Consider the following 16413-nt stretch of genomic DNA (forward strand, 5'->3'; position numbering starts at 1 on the left):
CGTTCGATTGAGCTTAACTGCTGGTTGATCGCGTTGCCACCAGCCGATTCCAACCGCCAAACCGAGGCCAACAACTCCACCGATTAACAGTAGCCAACGAATGCGTCGTCGCATGACATCGCCTCCTATTAAATTGTAGCGCCCAGTGAATCCCCAATTAGTCCACTGAATGGTATAGGATTAAGCCTATCACGAATCGGCTTACGAGCCACTTAACTAGGCCTTTTTTAACCTAGGACTATTGCGCTATTTTGGACTGAACCTATGTTACTGATGGGGCTATCCAAAAGTCGTGCTATTTGCTATGAGGCTTAGCAATAGCTTGTGCTAAAGTTGCAACACCGCTGAATTGGGCTTACAAATACTGATTATTCCTAGCGAAGGATTGTTGTGATGCTTGCTTTTCAACCTAGCAACCAAGAATTAAATGAAGCTAGTCTGGTTGCTGGGTTGCGCCAGCGCGACGATGCAGCCTTTAATTATTTTTTGCAAACCTTCGCACCACAGCTGCAACGCTTAGCTCGGCGCTATGTTTACTCCGATGATGAAGCTGATGATATTGTGCAAGAGAGTTTTATTCGCGCGGCTGAGCACATCAATCGTTTTGAAGGCCGTAGTAGCCTTGGCACATGGCTGCATCGTATTACGATCAACGCTGCGCTCGATTATCGCCGTCGCCAACGACCCCAAACCAACTTGAATGAACTCGATGAGCGAATGAGTGTTAGCGATTTGGGCGATGCCACGCTTTCGGCTGAATTAAGCCAATATATTTATGCAGCACTGGAAACGCTGCCAACCCGCCAACGCATGGCGATCAATTTGTGTTATTTGCAAGGAATGACTGCCCAAGAGGCCTCATGCTCTTTGGGGATTAGCCCCGACACCGTGTATGGCTATTTGCAACAAGCCTACCCCACCTTGCGTCGCGCCTTGGCCTGCTACATGGCCGAAGCGTGAAACACCTTTTTGGTTTGGGGCGTATAGCTGCTGCAACATCCATCTGGCGGCAGTTCCCGCAAGGAGGTGTCCTATGCAAATCACACTTATGGTGATGTTGTGTGTCGTTGGAGCACTCGCGCTGGTGCTGGGGGAAGCCCATATGCTGCGAGTTCCAGCCAGTAGCCAATCGATTTCCCTCTATACTTGGCGATTGGCAGTCTATTTGATGTTAATTCTCAGCACATTAAGCATTATTGCGGTATTATGATACCGATGTGCTGATATCCATCGGCTCATTGCCCACCAGGCAATGGGCTTTTTTTTGACAAAAAACCATTTATTGAGATATTATCTCTTTTATAATGAGATTAATATCAATTAGCTAAGGATTTCAATGCAATGCGTCGATATAGTTTAGGGTTGTTGCTGGTATTGGTGGTTGGTTGTGGCCAAAGTACAGCCACAGTTCAGCCAAGCCAAGTGAGCCAAAGCCAACAACAAACCACCACCGCTGATCAAATCATGCCAACGGCAACCGCAATTAGCACCGCGCCAGTCAGCCAAATTCGCGTCGTTACAACCATGAGCATTTTGGCCGATGTGATTAAGCAGGTTGGTGGCGAACGGGTGCTTGTTGATAATATTATTCCCTTGGGCGCTGGCCCCGAAGATTATCAAGCTACGCCTGGCGATAGCCAAAAAATTGCCGATGCCAATATTGTGTTTTTCAATGGCCATGCGCTTGAGGAATGGCTCGAACCCTTGTTCGAAAATGCTGGGGGCAGCGAGCAGCCAAGGATTGAATTATCTGCTGGTTTTGCAGTGATTGAAGAAGAACATGCTGAAGAAGAACACGCTGATGAAGAACATGCTGATGAGCATGCTCACGAAGAAGGCAACCCGCACTTTTGGCTTGACCCAACCTATGTGATGTCGTATACCCTGACGATTCGCGACCAACTTAGTGCGATCGATCCCAGTGGCAAGGATGTCTATGCAGCCAATGCCGAAGCCTATCTTGGCCAATTACAAGCGCTCGATCAAGAATTGCAAGGCTTGGCGGCCCAAATTCCGGCTGAACGGCGCAAACTCGTGACCAACCACGATGCCTTTCCGTATTTTGCCCACCACTATGGCTTTGAAGTTGCTGGCGTGTTGTTGGATAACCCCGAAGCCGAGCTTTCGGCTGGCGATTTAGCGGCTTTGGTCGAGAGCGTTAAGGCCAGCGGCGTGCCGGCAATTTTCTCTGAATCGCAGTTCAACCAAAAAACTGCCCAATTGCTGGCGGATGAAGCTGGGATTGAAACCATTGCGGTGTTGTATACCGACACTTTAGGCAGCGATACTGCAACTTCCTATATCGACATGATGCGGTACAATATGAATACTATTGTTGCTGCGCTCAAATAACGCACACGTGATGTATGGCAGTAGCTATAGGAACAGCAGCGGCTGTTGCCTATAGCTTCTTGCGTTAACGAAGGATTTTTCTATGGCAGCGGTTGCTTCCCAAGCGCATATTCGGCTTCAATCGGCCACCAGCCTGGCCCCAGCGCTTGAAGTTCGTCAACTTAATATTCGGTATGATCAACGCACGGTGCTCAGTGATGTTTCGTTTCAGGCCCAATCGAGCCAATTAATTGGGATTATTGGCCCCAACGGTGCTGGCAAAACTTCGTTGATCAAAGCAATTTTAGGCCTAATTCCTTCAACTGGCCAAATTTTGGTGGCTGGCCAAGCTTTGGCCAAGCGTTCGCGCAAAGTGGCCTATGTGCCGCAAATTAGCGCGGTCAATTGGCGCTTTCCTGCCAGTGTGCGCGATGTTGTGCTGATGGGGCGTTATGGCCAGCTTGGTTGGCTGCGTCGCCCGAAAAAAGCCGATTATGCGCTTGCCGATGCTGCGCTTGAACAAGTCAATATGCAAGATTTTGCCGAACGTTCAATCGCTGATCTTTCGGGTGGTCAACAACAGCGAGTCTTTTTGGCGCGAGCATTGGCCCAAGAACCCGATGTCTTGTTGCTCGACGAGCCAATTAGCGGCGTTGATGTGCCCACGCAAGAGGTGATTTTGCATCTGCTGCGTGATTTGAGCAGTGCAGGCCGCACCCTCTTGGTGACGACTCACCATTTGCAACATCTCGAACATCATTTTGATGCCTTGCTCTGCTTAAACCAATGCCTGATTGCTTATGGTCCGCCGACCGCCGTTATGACTCGCGAAGTAGTTGAGGCCACGTTTGGGCGTTCGTTGGTTTTAGTGCCAAGCGCCGAGCGCATTATTCTCGATTGCAATCATGGCAATTGCACCGAAAAACAGACTTTGATTAACCGCGACGGATCAGCGAATAATTAATAGATTGGTTGTGATTGGGCTGAAATTATGCCCTCACCCCCTTGCCCCCTCTCCCGCCCGCGAGGCGAGGGGGAACGACGAGGCTGATAACTTTTCGCCCGATCAGTGGGAGAGGGCTTGGGATGAGGGCGTACTAAATACCGATCCCCGACCCCTGTCAACCGATCCCCAACTCAAAAAAGGTTCCTAACCCATGAAATGTACCGATTTTTGGAACTGTGTCGTGGTTCCCTTACAATTTGCGCCGACTCAACGCGCCCTGCTTGCCGCGATCCTGATTGGAATTCTGTGTTCGGTCGTGGGCGCATTTGTGGTGCTGCAAGATTTATCGTTTATTGGCGATGCCTTGGCCCATGCCTCGTTTCCTGGCGTGGTGATTGCCTCGATGCTCGGCTGGAATATTGCTTTGGGCGGGGCGATTTTTGGGGTGGCTACCGCCTTAGGTGTTGGCTGGATTACTCGCCGCTCCAAAGTTAGCCTTGATACTGCCATCGGGGTGTTGTTTGCTGGCATGTTTGCCTTGGGCATTTTCCTGCTTTCGCGTGATCGTGGCTACAACAAAGAACTATTTGGCTTGCTGCTTGGCGATATTCTGGCGGTGCGTCAGAGCGATCTCTGGACGATTGTGGGAGTTGGCGGATTAATTCTGGTGGTGATTGCAGCGCTCTACAAAGAATTAGTGCTAATGACCTTTGATCGCACTGCGGCGGCGGCCCAAGGCTTGCCCGTAGGATTTTTGCACTATCTGCTGCTCAGTATTATGGCGATCACGGTGGTGGTGGCAATTCAAAGCATCGGCATTGTGCTGGTGGTGGCGATGTTGGTTACGCCTGCGGCAACCGCTTCGTTGGTGGTGCGACGCTTTTGGTCAATGATCGTTTGGGGTTCAGTGCAAGGGCTGATTGCGGCAACGATTGGCATTTACGTTTCGGCCTATATCGATGGCGTACCAACTGGCTCATCGATTGTTTTGGCGCATACAGCGATCTTTTTGCTGGTATTGGTGCTTGCGCCGCGCAAAAATGCTTTAGCTGGCTTGTTTCAACGCAAAGTTGCTGACTAACTAGGTACAATCGTTGCTCACACCTGAATTAGGCCCATGCTAACGATTTAGCATATTCCACATGCATTGATTCTTTGGTAGGATACGATCTTACTATCACGCATGAGGACTGCTTATGGCCGATTTAACCTTGAACCACGATCAAATCCTTTTAGGTGATTGTCGTGATGTTCTTCCATTACTGCCACCAGCCAGCGTTGACCTCATTTTCGCTGACCCGCCCTATAATTTGCAATTGCGTGGCGATTTATTACGCCCCAACATGACGCATGTTGATGCAGTTGATGATGATTGGGACTCATTTCGTGATTTTGCTGCCTATGATGCGTTTACACGTGCTTGGCTGCAAGCATGTCAGCGTGTTTTAAAAGATAATGGCACAATGTGGGTGATTGGTAGTTATCACAATATCTATCGGGTTGGTACAATTTTACAAGACCTTGGCTTTTGGATTTTAAACGATATTGTTTGGATTAAGCGTAATCCAATGCCAAATTTTCGTGGTGTACGCCTAACCAATGCCCATGAGACATTAATTTGGTGTGCGAAATTGCCAGGCCAGAAGTATACCTTTAATTATCATGCCTTGCGCCATTTGAACGACGATAAGCAAATGCGCAGCGATTGGGAATTTCCGCTGTGTACTGGCAACGAACGCCTGCGGATCAACGGCAACAAAGTGCATAGCACCCAAAAGCCCGAAGCGTTGCTCTATCGAGTATTATTGGCAAGCTCGAATGTTGGTGATGTGGTGCTTGATCCATTTTTTGGCACGGGCACGACGGGCGCGGTAGCCAAACGTTTGGCGCGTCACTACATTGGCATCGAGCGTGATCCCAGCTATGTTGAAGCAGCGCGAGGCCGGATTGCCGCGATTGAGTCGCCTAGCAGCACCGATGCCCTGCAAGCCTTGCCAAGCAACAAACGGCGGATTCCACGGATTCCGTTTGGCAATTTGTTGGAGCATGGCTTGTTGCAAGCGGGCCAACAATTATGGTTTAACCGCGATCCAAACTTGGTTGCCACGCTGTTGGCTGATGCTTCGCTGCGCATGTCCGATGGCACACGCGGATCGATTCACAAGCTTGGTACAATTTTGACAGGCCAACCAAGTTGCAATGGCTGGGAACATTGGTTTTTTCAGGCGAGTGATGGTACTTTAACTTCGATTGATGTGTTGCGCCAAGAGGTGCGGCGTTTACGCGAACAAACTCCAAGCGCCGATGATTTAAGTGAGTTATGACGAACAATCTTGCTGAGGCAGTTCGAGCACAGGCTGCTCAATTAGGTTTTAATCTGGTCGGTATCACGCCTGCCAAGCCATCACCAACTTTAGCTGCTTATCAAGCTTGGGTTGAGGCCGGAATGTATGGCGAGATGGGCTATTTGGCGCGGCCTGATCGCCAAGCGCGTCGCCAAGATTTGAATGTGATTGTGCCGAACGTGCGTTCGTTGATTATCGTGGCGCTGGATTATCGCACTCAGCCGATTCCTGCCAGTTTGCTGAATGACCCCAGCCGTGGCCGAATTGCGGCCTATGCTTGGGGCATCGATTACCATGATCTGATGACCCCACGGTTACAAGAACTGGCGAATTGGCTGCAAGCCCAAATTGCCGAGCCAGTTCAGCAGCGGGTCTATGTCGATACTGGGGCGATTTTAGAGCGTTCGCATGCCCAGCAGGCTGGCTTGGGCTTTATCGGCAAAAATACCATGCTGATTAGCCCACGGCGTGGCTCCTTCTTCTTCTTGGGCGAAATTCTGACGACCTACGAATTTGCTGATTACGATCAGCCTGCCCCGCCGACGATGTGTGGCTCGTGTAGCCGCTGTTTGCAAGCCTGCCCAACCAAGGCCTTCCCCAAACCGCATGTGCTCGATGCTCGGCGCTGCATTTCCTACCTGACAATTGAATATAAAGGCTCAATTGCGCGTGAACTCCGCCCGCAAATGGCCAATTGGATTGTTGGTTGTGATGTTTGTCAGGATGTTTGTCCGTGGCAGCGTTTTGGTGTACAAAGCCAAGAATCAGCCTTTTTTCCAATTGATCATGATCGGGCAGCTCCGCCCTTGGCCAGCCTTTTGACCTTAGATCCTGCTGGTTTTGGTGAGCGCTATGGCGAGGCCGCGATTAGTCGGCTCAAGCGTGATCGTTTAGTGCGCAACGCCTGTGTGGCGGCAGGCAACTGGCGCGACCCCGCAATTTTGCCCTTGCTAGCGCCCTTGTTGCACGATGCCAGCAGCCTTGTGCGTGAGCATGCCGCTTGGGCGATTGGCCGCAATTTCGATGATTCATCTGTGATGTTGCTGCAACAAGCCTTGCAAACTGAAACCGAGCCAAGCGTGCGTAACGAATTGCAACAGAGTTTGCACGAGCGCTCAGCTTGCTAGACGTTAGTTGGCGGATCTGCTATCATCCATGGGCTTTTGTTGGCTTGTGGAAGAATTGAAACCGATGGAAAAACAGCAGACTGAAGGGCAAAAACAGGCGTGGTGGCGGCTTGGTTTGGGCGGATTCTTGTTGGTGATGATGCTGGGCTTGATGTGGCCAGCTTTTGAACGAGGCTTGGCGCGGCGGCCTGTGCTGAACTTGCAAACCCCCGACGATGGGCTTGAAGGCACCTTATTGCACGAATCCCAACTGATTCGGCGTGATCGCTCGTTGTATCGCCCCATTGTAGCCGAAGAATTTATTTCGGCTCCCTATACCCCTTTGCACCCGATGCTGCTTTCGTTTATGCCGTTTGACCCTGAGCGGCCTTTTACGGCAGGCCGTTGGATTTCGCTGCTCTCAATGCTGGCGATTGGCCTGATTATCAGCCTGTTTGTGGCTAGCCATACCCGTATTTGGTTGCTCGGTTTAGCGGTTGGGGCGTGTTGGCTGGCCTTTCCACCAGCCCAATTATGGGCCTTGCGACTCAAGCCAGATCTGTTTGCCTTGAGCTTTACGGCGCTGGGTTTGCTGTTGGCTAGTTGGCGTGAAGGGCGTTGGTTTGGTTGGGCGGCAGTGTGTTTTGGCTTGGCATTTTTAGCCAAACAAACCTTGGCGATGGCTCCGCTGGCGGTTGGGCTTAATTTGCTGCTGCACGATTGGCGCAAAGGCCTGAAATTTGGCACGCTTGCCGTTTTGGCGGCAGGCTTGCCCTATCTCGCGTTGGATCTTGTGACCGCTGGCTGGGCGACGCGCCACATTTGGGGCTTGCATCGCTCGGAGTGGTGGAGCTTTGATCTGATGTGGAAATATGTGCGATTGCTTGGCTGGTCGTTGCCTTTGGTTGGCTTGGCGCTGCTGGGCTTGGGCTTGTACTGGCGACATTATGCCATGCGCCAAGCGGCCTTGTATGCCACGCTGGCTCCAATTTCGTTGTATGGAGCGGGCGAAGTTGGGGCGCACCATAATCATCTTTTAGAAACAATGCTAGCGTGGTGCTTGGCTGGTGGCTTGGCGGCTGGTTTGCTGATTAACCTTGGTTTGAGTAAGCAAGGTTGGCGGCGGGCAGCGACGGCGCTGGCGATCGGTGGCTTGTTGCTGCAAGGCTGGTGTTTACGCCAAACCCCCAGTTGGTATGGGGGCGAGTTTGGCATTCTCGATTTGGCGCGATTTGTACCCTATATTCAATCTAAGCCCGGCGATGTATTGCTCGATAACCCGGGCTTGGCGATTGCGGCGGGCAAACCCTTGATTTTCGATGATCCTTCGACGATGGGGCCAGCGATTGAGAGTGGCGTTTGGCCAGCTCATGGCTTCTATGAAAGCATTCGGCAACGCCGTTGGAGCTTGATTATGCTGCCGTTTAACGTGCAAACTGATCGGCGCGATGCGACGGGACGCTGGACTGAAGAGAGCATTCGCCTGATTGACGAGCATTATCAACTAGAATTTGCCGATATCGTGTTTACCTACGTGCCAAAGCCCTAAAACGCAATTGCCACCATCCCCTCCGAGACGGTGGCAATTCTTTTTTTCAAACAATACACTCTAACCAAAGGACCCGTGGATACGGTTCGACAGCTTCAAAGCTAAACAAACTCCTAACTGTTATGGCTAAGCGAAGCGGCTGCCTGCCGAGGAGACCCCTCGCAGGGGCTGGGCTTGCTAGCGTTCCTTGCGGCTGACCTTAAAATTACGGTTATTGTCACATCACGCAAGAACTATAACAATGCTTCACATTGATAGCCGAGCAGCAGATGGGTGTTCGTCGGTGATCAGTCACCACCAGCCCGAGCCACGTGCCTGTCTTTGTGCGTTTCCTCATAACACTAATTAATGAATGTGTTAGTTTCGACGCACCACCGACTATTTCCAACGGCCATTCCGTTGGTCGATAGCGGTGACCAATGTGGGGTTTGGTTTGGTTTGTTTAGGTGCTGTTCCCGCTGAACCGTATCCATACGGGTTACACTGTTAATATACTTGGCAGGCTGGTTAACTACAAGCGCTTCATCGCTGTTTTACGATGAAGCGCTAAAATGGGCAATTTTTGGCTTGAAATGGCTTGGGTTAAGGCAATTGTGTCAAAAATTAATTAAGAAAAATACCTAGGGTCAATTATTGAAAAATGAAAAAAATACCTAGGACTAAAAAGAAGGTCACAACTGCGATTAACACAAACTGGAGGGTTGTCGTAAATTTTGCCCGTGGCGAGCTGGCGAGATCATTGCTGGCTTGAATGCCAAGCGTTGATGAAGCAGCCGCATTTGGTCGATTGACCTCGATCGGTTTAGCCTTGGGCTTACGTTGTTGGGGCTTGGTAAACTGATCGACCAATAGATCCTCGGATGGCTCAGGCAATGGGATGGTAAATTGGCTGGGGGTACGGCGTTGCAGCGCATGTTGCAATTGGCTGACAAATTCACCAACCGATGTTTGGCGCTGGCTTGGCTGTTTGGCCAAGGCTTGTTCGATGACGTGGGCGATTGTTGGTGAAATATCCGGTATAACATCTTGCAGTGGCGGAATTCGCTCTTGCAAGATTTTTTGCACCAACTGTGGTGAGGCTGTATCGGTGCCAAAAGGCCGTGAATTGGTCAAGGTTTCATAGAGCACCAAGGCCAGCGAGTAGAGGTCCGAGCGTGGCGAGGCTGGCACTTCTTGCATAATTTCTGGGGCCATGTAGGCGATTGTGCCAGTGACATTGCCGGTTTTGGTGAGCCGAATATATTGGGCCGTGCTGGCGATGCCAAAATCGGCTAAAACGGCTTGACCATTGTTGCGAAATAAGATATTGCTGGGCTTGATATCGCGGTGAATAATCCCCTTGCTATGAGCATATTCCAAGGCATAGCCAATATCGATGCCCATTTTGATCACATCTTCGACGGCGAGCGAGCTAGCGATCATGCGCTCCAATAACGAACCATTCTCGATGTATTCGAGCGCAATAAAATAGACCTCCTCGTCTAGTTGGGGATGGGGCACTGCTCCGGTCTCATACGATTGGACAATATGCGGGTGATGTAAAATCCGCACAGCGTCAGCCTCGTTGAGAAAACGGGTTAACAATTCGCCGACATGGATCAGCATTGAAGGCAAGACTTTAAATGCGGTTGTGCCAAACTGTGGATGTTCAGCCTTATAGACAACCGCCATACCGCCTTGGCCGATCTGCTCAGCTAGATGATACTCCCCAAGTTGAAGATTACTTAAGTTTTGCATAGAGGGCCACCTAATGCTAAACATAGCTTGTGATCATAGACAGAGCGCACTGGTGGGTGCGCTCTTTTGCTCCTGATCGTCCGACAACATTATGGATTAATCGGCGGTGGTGTTGGTTTTTCGGTTGGCCGTGGTGTATTGGTTGCTGGTGGTTTTGGACACCCGCCCCGAGCTGGATCACCAGGCTCATTGGGACAATTATCGACGTTATCGGGAATTGTATCACCGTCCGAGTCAGGGATTGGTGTTGGCTGTGGAACTTCGGTTGGTATTGGACAACCATTATTTGGCCCAGCCACACCAGGACAGCCATCAACTTCATCGGGCACGCCATCGCCATCACTATCGGCTGGTGGTGGTGTATTGGTTGGTGGGACAGGAGATGCTTGTTGCTGGCTTGGCGTATTAGTTGGGCGTGGGCGATTCGTTGCTTGCGGACGCGTCGTTGCTACAACAACTGCATTGGAGGTTGCCGTGGCTACAGGTGTATCGGTTGGTTCAGGCGTTGGGCTATTTTCAGGTGTTGGAGCCAAGGTACTGGTTGCAACACCTGGATCAACCACAACCGCTGGCTGAGTACCAACAGGTGTGCCATTGCCATTGCTGGTGCTTGCACTGGTGGCTGTAGCACTGCCATCGGTGGTAAATTGCACGGCGTTTGTCGTACCATTGGTATCGTTGGGATTGACAGTGTTGCTGCTTGATAGCATATACACGCCAATTAATATCAGGCCGAGAATACCGCCGCCGATGCCTGCGATCAAGGCCTTCTTTTTATTGTTATTTGGCCGATTAACCGCAAATGTGCCTGAGCCGCCGTCAAAACCGAGATTTGGTTGTGAGCTAGGGCCAAGATTTTGATTGACCGCCGTGCCAGGCCGGGCAACCTCAATGGGCCGTGCATTGACGGTGCGATTAGGCCGTGAACTTGGCCCACGCACTGGATTTTGGCCAGTGAGTGGTTGATTCACCCCTGATAAGGGTTGGTTTACTCCTGACACTGGTGCATACATTTGCGTGCTCTCGCCAGTGAGTGCCATATTGGTTCCACTGAGTGCGCCAACTGGCTCAGGGGTATAGATTTGGGTCCCGTCGTTGGGTAACGCCACATTGGCCTGTGAGTTGGCTCCCATTGGTAAGGGTTGATTTACGCCACTCAAGGGCTGATTGATGCGGCTGTTAGGGCCACTGCCTGCTGGTGGCGTATAAATTTGGCTTCCTTCAACAGGCAAGGCCATGTTTGCGCCACTTGCTGGGCCGGCCAAACCTTGGTTTGGCTTTGAGATTGCAACATTAGCGGCGCTGGCAGCCCCAACCACTGGGTTAAACACCTGGGTGCGGGTTGAATCGCCTTCAGAACTACGTTCAGTCCGACTGCCACTTGGTCGGGCAATTGGAATCATGGGTTTGCCATGGGCATTCAACTGCACATCAGGTTTGGTTGCTGATCGCCCAAACTTTGCCTGTTTGAGGGCTTCAACAAAATCAGACATATTCTCAAAGCGTCGTTCCGGGTCTTTGGCGGTTGCCCGCTCGATAATTTGGGCGGTCAGTGGTGGCACATGCGGAGCCAATTCGCGTAATGGCGGCAGAGGTGTGCTAATAATTTTGCTTAATGCAACAGCAATATTGGCATGCATGTTGGCATATGGGTTTTTGCCTGCCAAGGCTTCATAGAGAATCAAGCCTAAGGCATAAATATCGGAGCGGGCATCGGCAATTTGGCCTTCAGCAATTTCGGGCGCGGTGTAGGCTACCGTCCCAGCAAAACCACCAGTTTTGGTCATACGGGCTTCATTGCTGACCCGGGCAATCCCAAAGTCGGCCAAAACTGCATGACCATCGTGGCGATACAGAATATTGCTTGGCTTAATATCGCGGTGAATAAACTGCTTGCGGTGAGCGTAATCGAGGGCCGAACCAATATGCAAGCCCATCTCAATCGTTGGATTGAGTTGTTGGCGTGGTTGCGTATGTAAGCGTTCGCTGAGTGTGCCACCGCCAATAAACTCCATTGCAATGTAATGGATGCGTTGACGACTATTATTTGGGTCAGGAATATCACTGGCTTCGTAGAGCTGCACAATATGTGGGTGGTGCAGTTCACGAATTGCCCGTGCCTCGAGCATGAATCGTCGGAGCGTGTCGGTATCGTGGGCAAAATAGGGGGGTAGCACTTTAAATGCTACCGAGCCATAATCGGGGTGATGCGCCCGATAGACGAGTGCCATCCCGCCGCGGCCTATTTCATCCTGCAAGCTATACTCGCCCAACTGTGTATGTTCAAACGACTCCATAGCAGCATCCTACAACGAAAACAGCGGGAAGACCGCTCTCTTCAGTACCAAAGATTAATATTTTTCGACAACTTCGTTGCTGCCCCATTATCACACCATTCGTCAGCCTTGACAAGCGGCAGCTAGAACGATCTGAGCGATGGCTACCTGCTGATGATTAAGGTTGGTATTGGGCGCTAAACCGATAAATTGGGGTTTTGTCGCCAGTTTTGGCCGCCCAAATAATATTGATCAGATAGGTGGTGTTGGCGGCAATCGGAATATTGCTCAATAATTCAGCGCTTTGGCCAGGATTGCCTGATTGAACATAGGGTTGAAACTGGCCGTTGCCATCACGATAGTATAAATACAAGTTAAAATCGTGTTGATCAGGGGTGATATTTTCGAGCTGAATCGTTACTTTACCCCCAACCGCAAGCTTAAATTGATAGTAATCGAAATTACTCGGAACCTCGCCAATAAAGTCGCCTTGACACCAGCCCCCAGCCAGCGCGATGAATCCGGCGGTCGTTGAGGCGTTATTGGCTGGCTCACCAACATTAATGCATGGTTGAAGCTGCCCGACGACAGGGCTAAACAAGCGGCTACGATTGATTCCAATCGTGACCCGCGCTGGGCCAGCTACGGCAACATTCGCATTTTCCGAGCGCAACTCTACTTGGAAGGTTTCGTAGGGTTCGGCCACTGCGTTTTGCAAAATCCCGATATTAATCAAGGCATAGCGACGTAATCCGGTGATTGTGAAGGCATTGCCAGTCCCTGTGGTTGGTGAGTAATCAGTCCCAGCAATTGCTGTCCCGTTAAAGGTTTGGTAGCGTAGATTGAGGCTGAGGCTTTCGTCGCTGAGTGCGCCATTGACGACGACTTTAAGCCAAACATTTATGCCTTCGGTGGTTTGAACATTCGTGCGTTCCCACGATACCGTTACTGCTTGCGGGCTTGCCTCTTCGGCCTGAGCGCTTGGGAACGCTACGCAACTAAGCAGAATTAAGAGGAACAATGACCAACGTTTGTAGTGCATAACCTAAAAATCCTTGTTGCTAGAATCGACGTATGAGTATGGGTTATGATGGAAGCTAAGCACAACCCTGGTGTTTTCAAGGGTTGTGCTTAGCCTGAACAACCGCCATTAGCGTGAGACACTTAAGCGATAGGTGGGTATTTTATCGCCAGTATCACTAGCCCAATACACGGCAATCAAATAGTTGGTATTCGCCGCAATCGGGGCATTACTAATCACCTCGGCCTGCTGACCGGGATTGGTAGATTGTAAATATAATTTGTAGCCCTCTTGCACATCACGGTAATATAGATAAATGTTAAGGTCATGTTGATCAGGGGTGGTGTTTTCAAGCCGAATTGTGATATTCCCAGCCGTCGATTGTTCCACATGATAATAATCGACATCACGAACAGCTTCTGTTTCAAAGCTGGTGTTACACCAACCGCCATTCACCGCAATTTGGCCCGCTGATGCGGGAAAGTCATTATTGGGTTCGCCGCCATTCACACATGATTCCATAATCCCAGCGATTGGATTCATCAGCCGTGAGCGGCGAATTGTGACGGTTACTCGGGCTGGCCCAGAGATGACGGTGTTTGCTGCATCTGAGCGTAATTCAACTTGAAAGGTCTCAGTTGGCTCTGGGTAATCATTCTTTTTGATGTGAATTTTGATATAGGCTACCCGATTATTGCCAACAATTGCCCCTTTGGTGCCACTTGGCCAATTGGTTGGTTCATAGTCGTGATTATATTCTGCTGTTTGCTGAAATGTTTGGTAGATAAATTTAAGATTGACATCATCGGTTGGGGCCGCCCCAACCACATTAATTCGCAGCCACACATCAATGCCCTCAGCGGTTGAAGCATAGGCACTGCTCCATGCGAGCGTTGCAGCGGTTGGTGCATCGGGGTTGGCAAAGCTTGCTTGTGGCAAAATACCATGGATTAATAACAGTAGAATGAGTATTCGCGCAAATTTCATAAGTACTGATACTCCTATATAGAAAGAAAACGTCGATCAGGGTGGTATTGGTTGATTGGATAACTGCCTAACCCAATCTGAATTATGCTGATGTGAGCCGCTCAATGACTAGGCCACAACTGAGCTGCCAATGCCAAATGAGCTTAACGAGAAACGCTAAGGCGATAGGTTGGAATTTTACTGCCACTACCGCTGACCCAATGCACGCCAATCAGATAATTGGTATAGGCGGCAAGCGGAGCCTCAATATATTCAGCTTGTTGATTGCCATTAATTGATTGGCGGTAGTTCTGGTAATCGCCCTGACCATCACGATAGAAAAGATAAAGATCAATGTCGTGTTGATCAGGGGTGGTGTTTTCAAGCCGAATGGTTATACTCCCAGCGGTCGATTGCACCAAATGATAGTAATCAAAGGCATTAACCGTTTCCTTATCAAAGGTAGTGTTGCACCAACCGCCATTTATGGCAATTTGGCCTGCCGATACGGGAAAATCATTATTGGGTTCGCCGCCATTCAAACATGATTCCAGAATACCAGCGATTGGATTCATCAGCCGTGCTCGGCTTATCGTCACCATTACTCGGGCTGGCCCAGTAATAACAGTGTTGGCTGCATCTGAGCGTAATTCAACTTGGAAGGTCTCGGTTGGCTCAAAGTAATCATTCCTTTTGATGTTGATTTTGATATAAGCAACCCGCTTATTGCCCGTAATTGTCCCTTTTGTGCCATTTGGCCAAGCGGTTTGTTCATAGTCATGAGAGGCTTGTGCTGTTTGCCCAAAAGTTTGATAAATAAATGACAGGTTGACATTATCGGTTGGTGCGGCCCCGACCACATTAATCCGCAGCCACACATCAATGCCCTCGGCAGTTGAAGCAAAGGTGCTACTCCAAGCGAGGGTTGCGGCAGTAGGCACATTGGGGTTAGCATAACTAGCAGTAGAAAACAAACAAATTAATCCAAGAAAAAGAGCAAATTGAGTGAGCCTGCGCATACCTGATGATCCTCCCTGCCATTGATGGTTGGTAAAACTAGCTGCTTTAGCCGCTCACCCCTGCCCTTGCTCATTGTCGTAGCAGATTGGGATTGCCCCTCGTCTGCTGGGCAGGCGAGGGGCTTGGGCTTAGGGCATTAAACCTACTGCATTGTTGCAGTTAATTCATAGGTTGGAGTTTTATCGCCAGTTGAAGTAGCCCAATAGGCGGCAGCCAGATACAGCCCGTTGTCGTTACTTGTATTGGCTACAATCGCAAGATTGATCAGATCATCCACTTGATTATCATTGGTTGATTGAGCAACCAGATCATAGCGGGTGGTGCTTGGGTTGTATTTGTATAGATAAAGATTGAAATTATGTTGGTCAGGTGTCGTATTTTTTAGGCGTAAACTTAGGTTTCCATTGGTTGCTGAACTGAGCCGATAATAGTCAACAGCACTACTAGTACCAGCATTTTCGCCAACAAAATCACTTGTGCATGCGCCACCCGAGATGGCTAAGATGCCACTGCCAGCGGCGGTATTATTGGCTGGTTCATTGACATCTTGGCAGCCTTGCCAATTGGCAAAGGCCGGGTAGAATTTCTCGTCTTTGGCGATCGTGATGGTGGCACGGTTGCCGCGTGACTCAATAGTCCCGTTCGAGATAATCACATCAACAAAGAAGATTTCGTTTGGCTCAATGATCGTATCAGGAATGGTGCGCAGTTGAATATACAATACTTGCGAAGTCCCTGTGATATAGCCGGTTATCTGGTTATTGCGTGATTGATTGGTTTGAGGCAGGGTGATTTCGCTCTCAAAATCGTCATTGATATCAGCTCCATTTGAAGCATTGCTGGTGTAGAGCTGAATATCAATTTTAATTCCACTGGTGGTTTCGATTGGTGTGTCAGTGCGGAGCGCCAACCATACATCTTGACCTTCTACCACTGTCACGTCAATCGCATCCCATTTAACCAATGGCAGTGCCTCGACTCCGGTTGGCTGTTCTACCACTGGTTGAATCGTCTTTAGCTCTGGTTGTGGGTTTGGGGCTGTTTGGGCCAAACTCGCAGTTGGCCCAAAGCCGATCGCTACTATGATCAGGATTAATAAACGTTTGAAAGCCATTA

Annotated in this window: 14 protein-coding genes; 8 read left to right on the top strand and 6 right to left on the bottom strand. The window is 50.0% G+C overall.

Translation table 11 applies throughout. The features are described from left to right. Positions 1 to 393 precede the first annotated feature (393 nt). The 8 genes from DEF47_RS24725 (at position 394) to DEF47_RS24765 (ending at position 8277) form a co-directional block, all read left to right on the top strand. Positions 394 to 960: an RNA polymerase sigma factor gene (locus tag DEF47_RS24725; protein WP_012190584.1), complete on the top strand. Its 567-nt coding sequence runs from the start codon at positions 394 to 396 to the stop codon at positions 958 to 960. A gap of 73 nt (positions 961 to 1033) precedes the next feature. Continuing rightward, entirely contained in the window at positions 1034 to 1210 is a 177-nt protein-coding gene (locus DEF47_RS24730) for a hypothetical protein (RefSeq protein WP_287045384.1), read from the top strand. Positions 1211 to 1341: 131 nt separating this feature from the next. Further along, positions 1342 to 2352: a metal ABC transporter substrate-binding protein gene (locus DEF47_RS24735; RefSeq protein ID WP_012190583.1), complete on the top strand. Its 1011-nt coding sequence runs from the start codon at positions 1342 to 1344 to the stop codon at positions 2350 to 2352. A gap of 82 nt (positions 2353 to 2434) precedes the next feature. Continuing rightward, positions 2435 to 3295: a metal ABC transporter ATP-binding protein gene (locus DEF47_RS24740; protein WP_012190582.1), complete on the top strand. Its 861-nt coding sequence runs from the start codon at positions 2435 to 2437 to the stop codon at positions 3293 to 3295. Positions 3296 to 3488: 193 nt separating this feature from the next. After that, positions 3489 to 4358, top strand: a complete 870-nt coding sequence (locus DEF47_RS24745; protein ID WP_012190581.1) for a metal ABC transporter permease — start codon at positions 3489 to 3491, stop codon at positions 4356 to 4358. A gap of 115 nt (positions 4359 to 4473) precedes the next feature. After that, positions 4474 to 5601, top strand: coding sequence for a site-specific DNA-methyltransferase (locus DEF47_RS25230; RefSeq protein ID WP_012190580.1), 1128 nt, complete (start codon positions 4474 to 4476; stop codon positions 5599 to 5601). Beyond that, complete coding sequence (queG, locus tag DEF47_RS24760) at positions 5598 to 6749, top strand: tRNA epoxyqueuosine(34) reductase QueG (RefSeq protein ID WP_012190579.1); 1152 nt, start codon at positions 5598 to 5600, stop codon at positions 6747 to 6749. The genes DEF47_RS25230 and queG overlap by 4 nt, the downstream gene beginning before the upstream one ends. Before the next feature lie 64 nt (positions 6750 to 6813). After that, a complete protein-coding gene (locus DEF47_RS24765) occupies positions 6814 to 8277 on the top strand; it encodes a glycosyltransferase family protein (RefSeq protein ID WP_287045385.1) in 1464 nt (487 codons plus the stop codon). A gap of 630 nt (positions 8278 to 8907) precedes the next feature. Here the strand turns inward: DEF47_RS24765 and DEF47_RS24770 are convergent. The 6 genes from DEF47_RS24770 to DEF47_RS24795 form a co-directional block, all read right to left on the bottom strand. After that, a complete protein-coding gene (locus DEF47_RS24770) occupies positions 8908 to 10014 on the bottom strand; it encodes a serine/threonine-protein kinase (RefSeq protein ID WP_012190577.1) in 1107 nt (368 codons plus the stop codon). 89 nt (positions 10015 to 10103) lie between these two features. Further along, positions 10104 to 12311 (bottom strand): serine/threonine-protein kinase, encoded by a 2208-nt coding sequence (locus tag DEF47_RS24775; protein WP_012190576.1) that lies wholly within the window; start codon positions 12309 to 12311, stop codon positions 10104 to 10106. Positions 12312 to 12468: 157 nt separating this feature from the next. Further along, entirely contained in the window at positions 12469 to 13332 is an 864-nt protein-coding gene (locus DEF47_RS24780) for a pre-peptidase C-terminal domain-containing protein (protein ID WP_012190575.1), read from the bottom strand. 108 nt (positions 13333 to 13440) lie between these two features. Further along, complete coding sequence (locus DEF47_RS24785) at positions 13441 to 14298, bottom strand: hypothetical protein (protein ID WP_012190574.1); 858 nt, start codon at positions 14296 to 14298, stop codon at positions 13441 to 13443. Between the two features lie 143 nt (positions 14299 to 14441). Continuing rightward, entirely contained in the window at positions 14442 to 15251 is an 810-nt protein-coding gene (locus DEF47_RS24790) for a hypothetical protein (RefSeq protein ID WP_287045386.1), read from the bottom strand. A gap of 188 nt (positions 15252 to 15439) precedes the next feature. Then, on the bottom strand, positions 15440 to 16411 hold the full coding sequence (locus DEF47_RS24795; RefSeq protein WP_012190572.1) for a hypothetical protein: 972 nt from the start codon (positions 16409 to 16411) through the stop codon (positions 15440 to 15442). Between the last annotated feature and the right edge of the window lie 2 nt (positions 16412 to 16413).

Origin of the sequence: Herpetosiphon sp. (assembly GCF_003512625.1) — a bacterium.
Taxonomy (GTDB): domain Bacteria; phylum Chloroflexota; class Chloroflexia; order Chloroflexales; family Herpetosiphonaceae; genus Herpetosiphon; species Herpetosiphon aurantiacus.

Coding starts and splice junctions, on each gene's coding strand:
- DEF47_RS24780 (WP_012190575.1), bottom strand. CDS start 13,332: ATGCACTACAAACGTTGGTCATTGTTCCTCTTAATTCTGCTTAGTTGC.
- DEF47_RS24725 (WP_012190584.1), top strand. CDS start 394: ATGCTTGCTTTTCAACCTAGCAACCAAGAATTAAATGAAGCTAGTCTG.
- DEF47_RS25230 (WP_012190580.1), top strand. CDS start 4,474: ATGGCCGATTTAACCTTGAACCACGATCAAATCCTTTTAGGTGATTGT.
- DEF47_RS24730 (WP_287045384.1), top strand. CDS start 1,034: ATGCAAATCACACTTATGGTGATGTTGTGTGTCGTTGGAGCACTCGCG.
- queG (WP_012190579.1), top strand. CDS start 5,598: ATGACGAACAATCTTGCTGAGGCAGTTCGAGCACAGGCTGCTCAATTA.
- DEF47_RS24795 (WP_012190572.1), bottom strand. CDS start 16,411: ATGGCTTTCAAACGTTTATTAATCCTGATCATAGTAGCGATCGGCTTT.
- DEF47_RS24735 (WP_012190583.1), top strand. CDS start 1,342: ATGCGTCGATATAGTTTAGGGTTGTTGCTGGTATTGGTGGTTGGTTGT.
- DEF47_RS24775 (WP_012190576.1), bottom strand. CDS start 12,311: ATGGAGTCGTTTGAACATACACAGTTGGGCGAGTATAGCTTGCAGGAT.
- DEF47_RS24785 (WP_012190574.1), bottom strand. CDS start 14,298: ATGAAATTTGCGCGAATACTCATTCTACTGTTATTAATCCATGGTATT.
- DEF47_RS24765 (WP_287045385.1), top strand. CDS start 6,814: ATGGAAAAACAGCAGACTGAAGGGCAAAAACAGGCGTGGTGGCGGCTT.
- DEF47_RS24740 (WP_012190582.1), top strand. CDS start 2,435: ATGGCAGCGGTTGCTTCCCAAGCGCATATTCGGCTTCAATCGGCCACC.
- DEF47_RS24745 (WP_012190581.1), top strand. CDS start 3,489: ATGAAATGTACCGATTTTTGGAACTGTGTCGTGGTTCCCTTACAATTT.
- DEF47_RS24770 (WP_012190577.1), bottom strand. CDS start 10,014: ATGCAAAACTTAAGTAATCTTCAACTTGGGGAGTATCATCTAGCTGAG.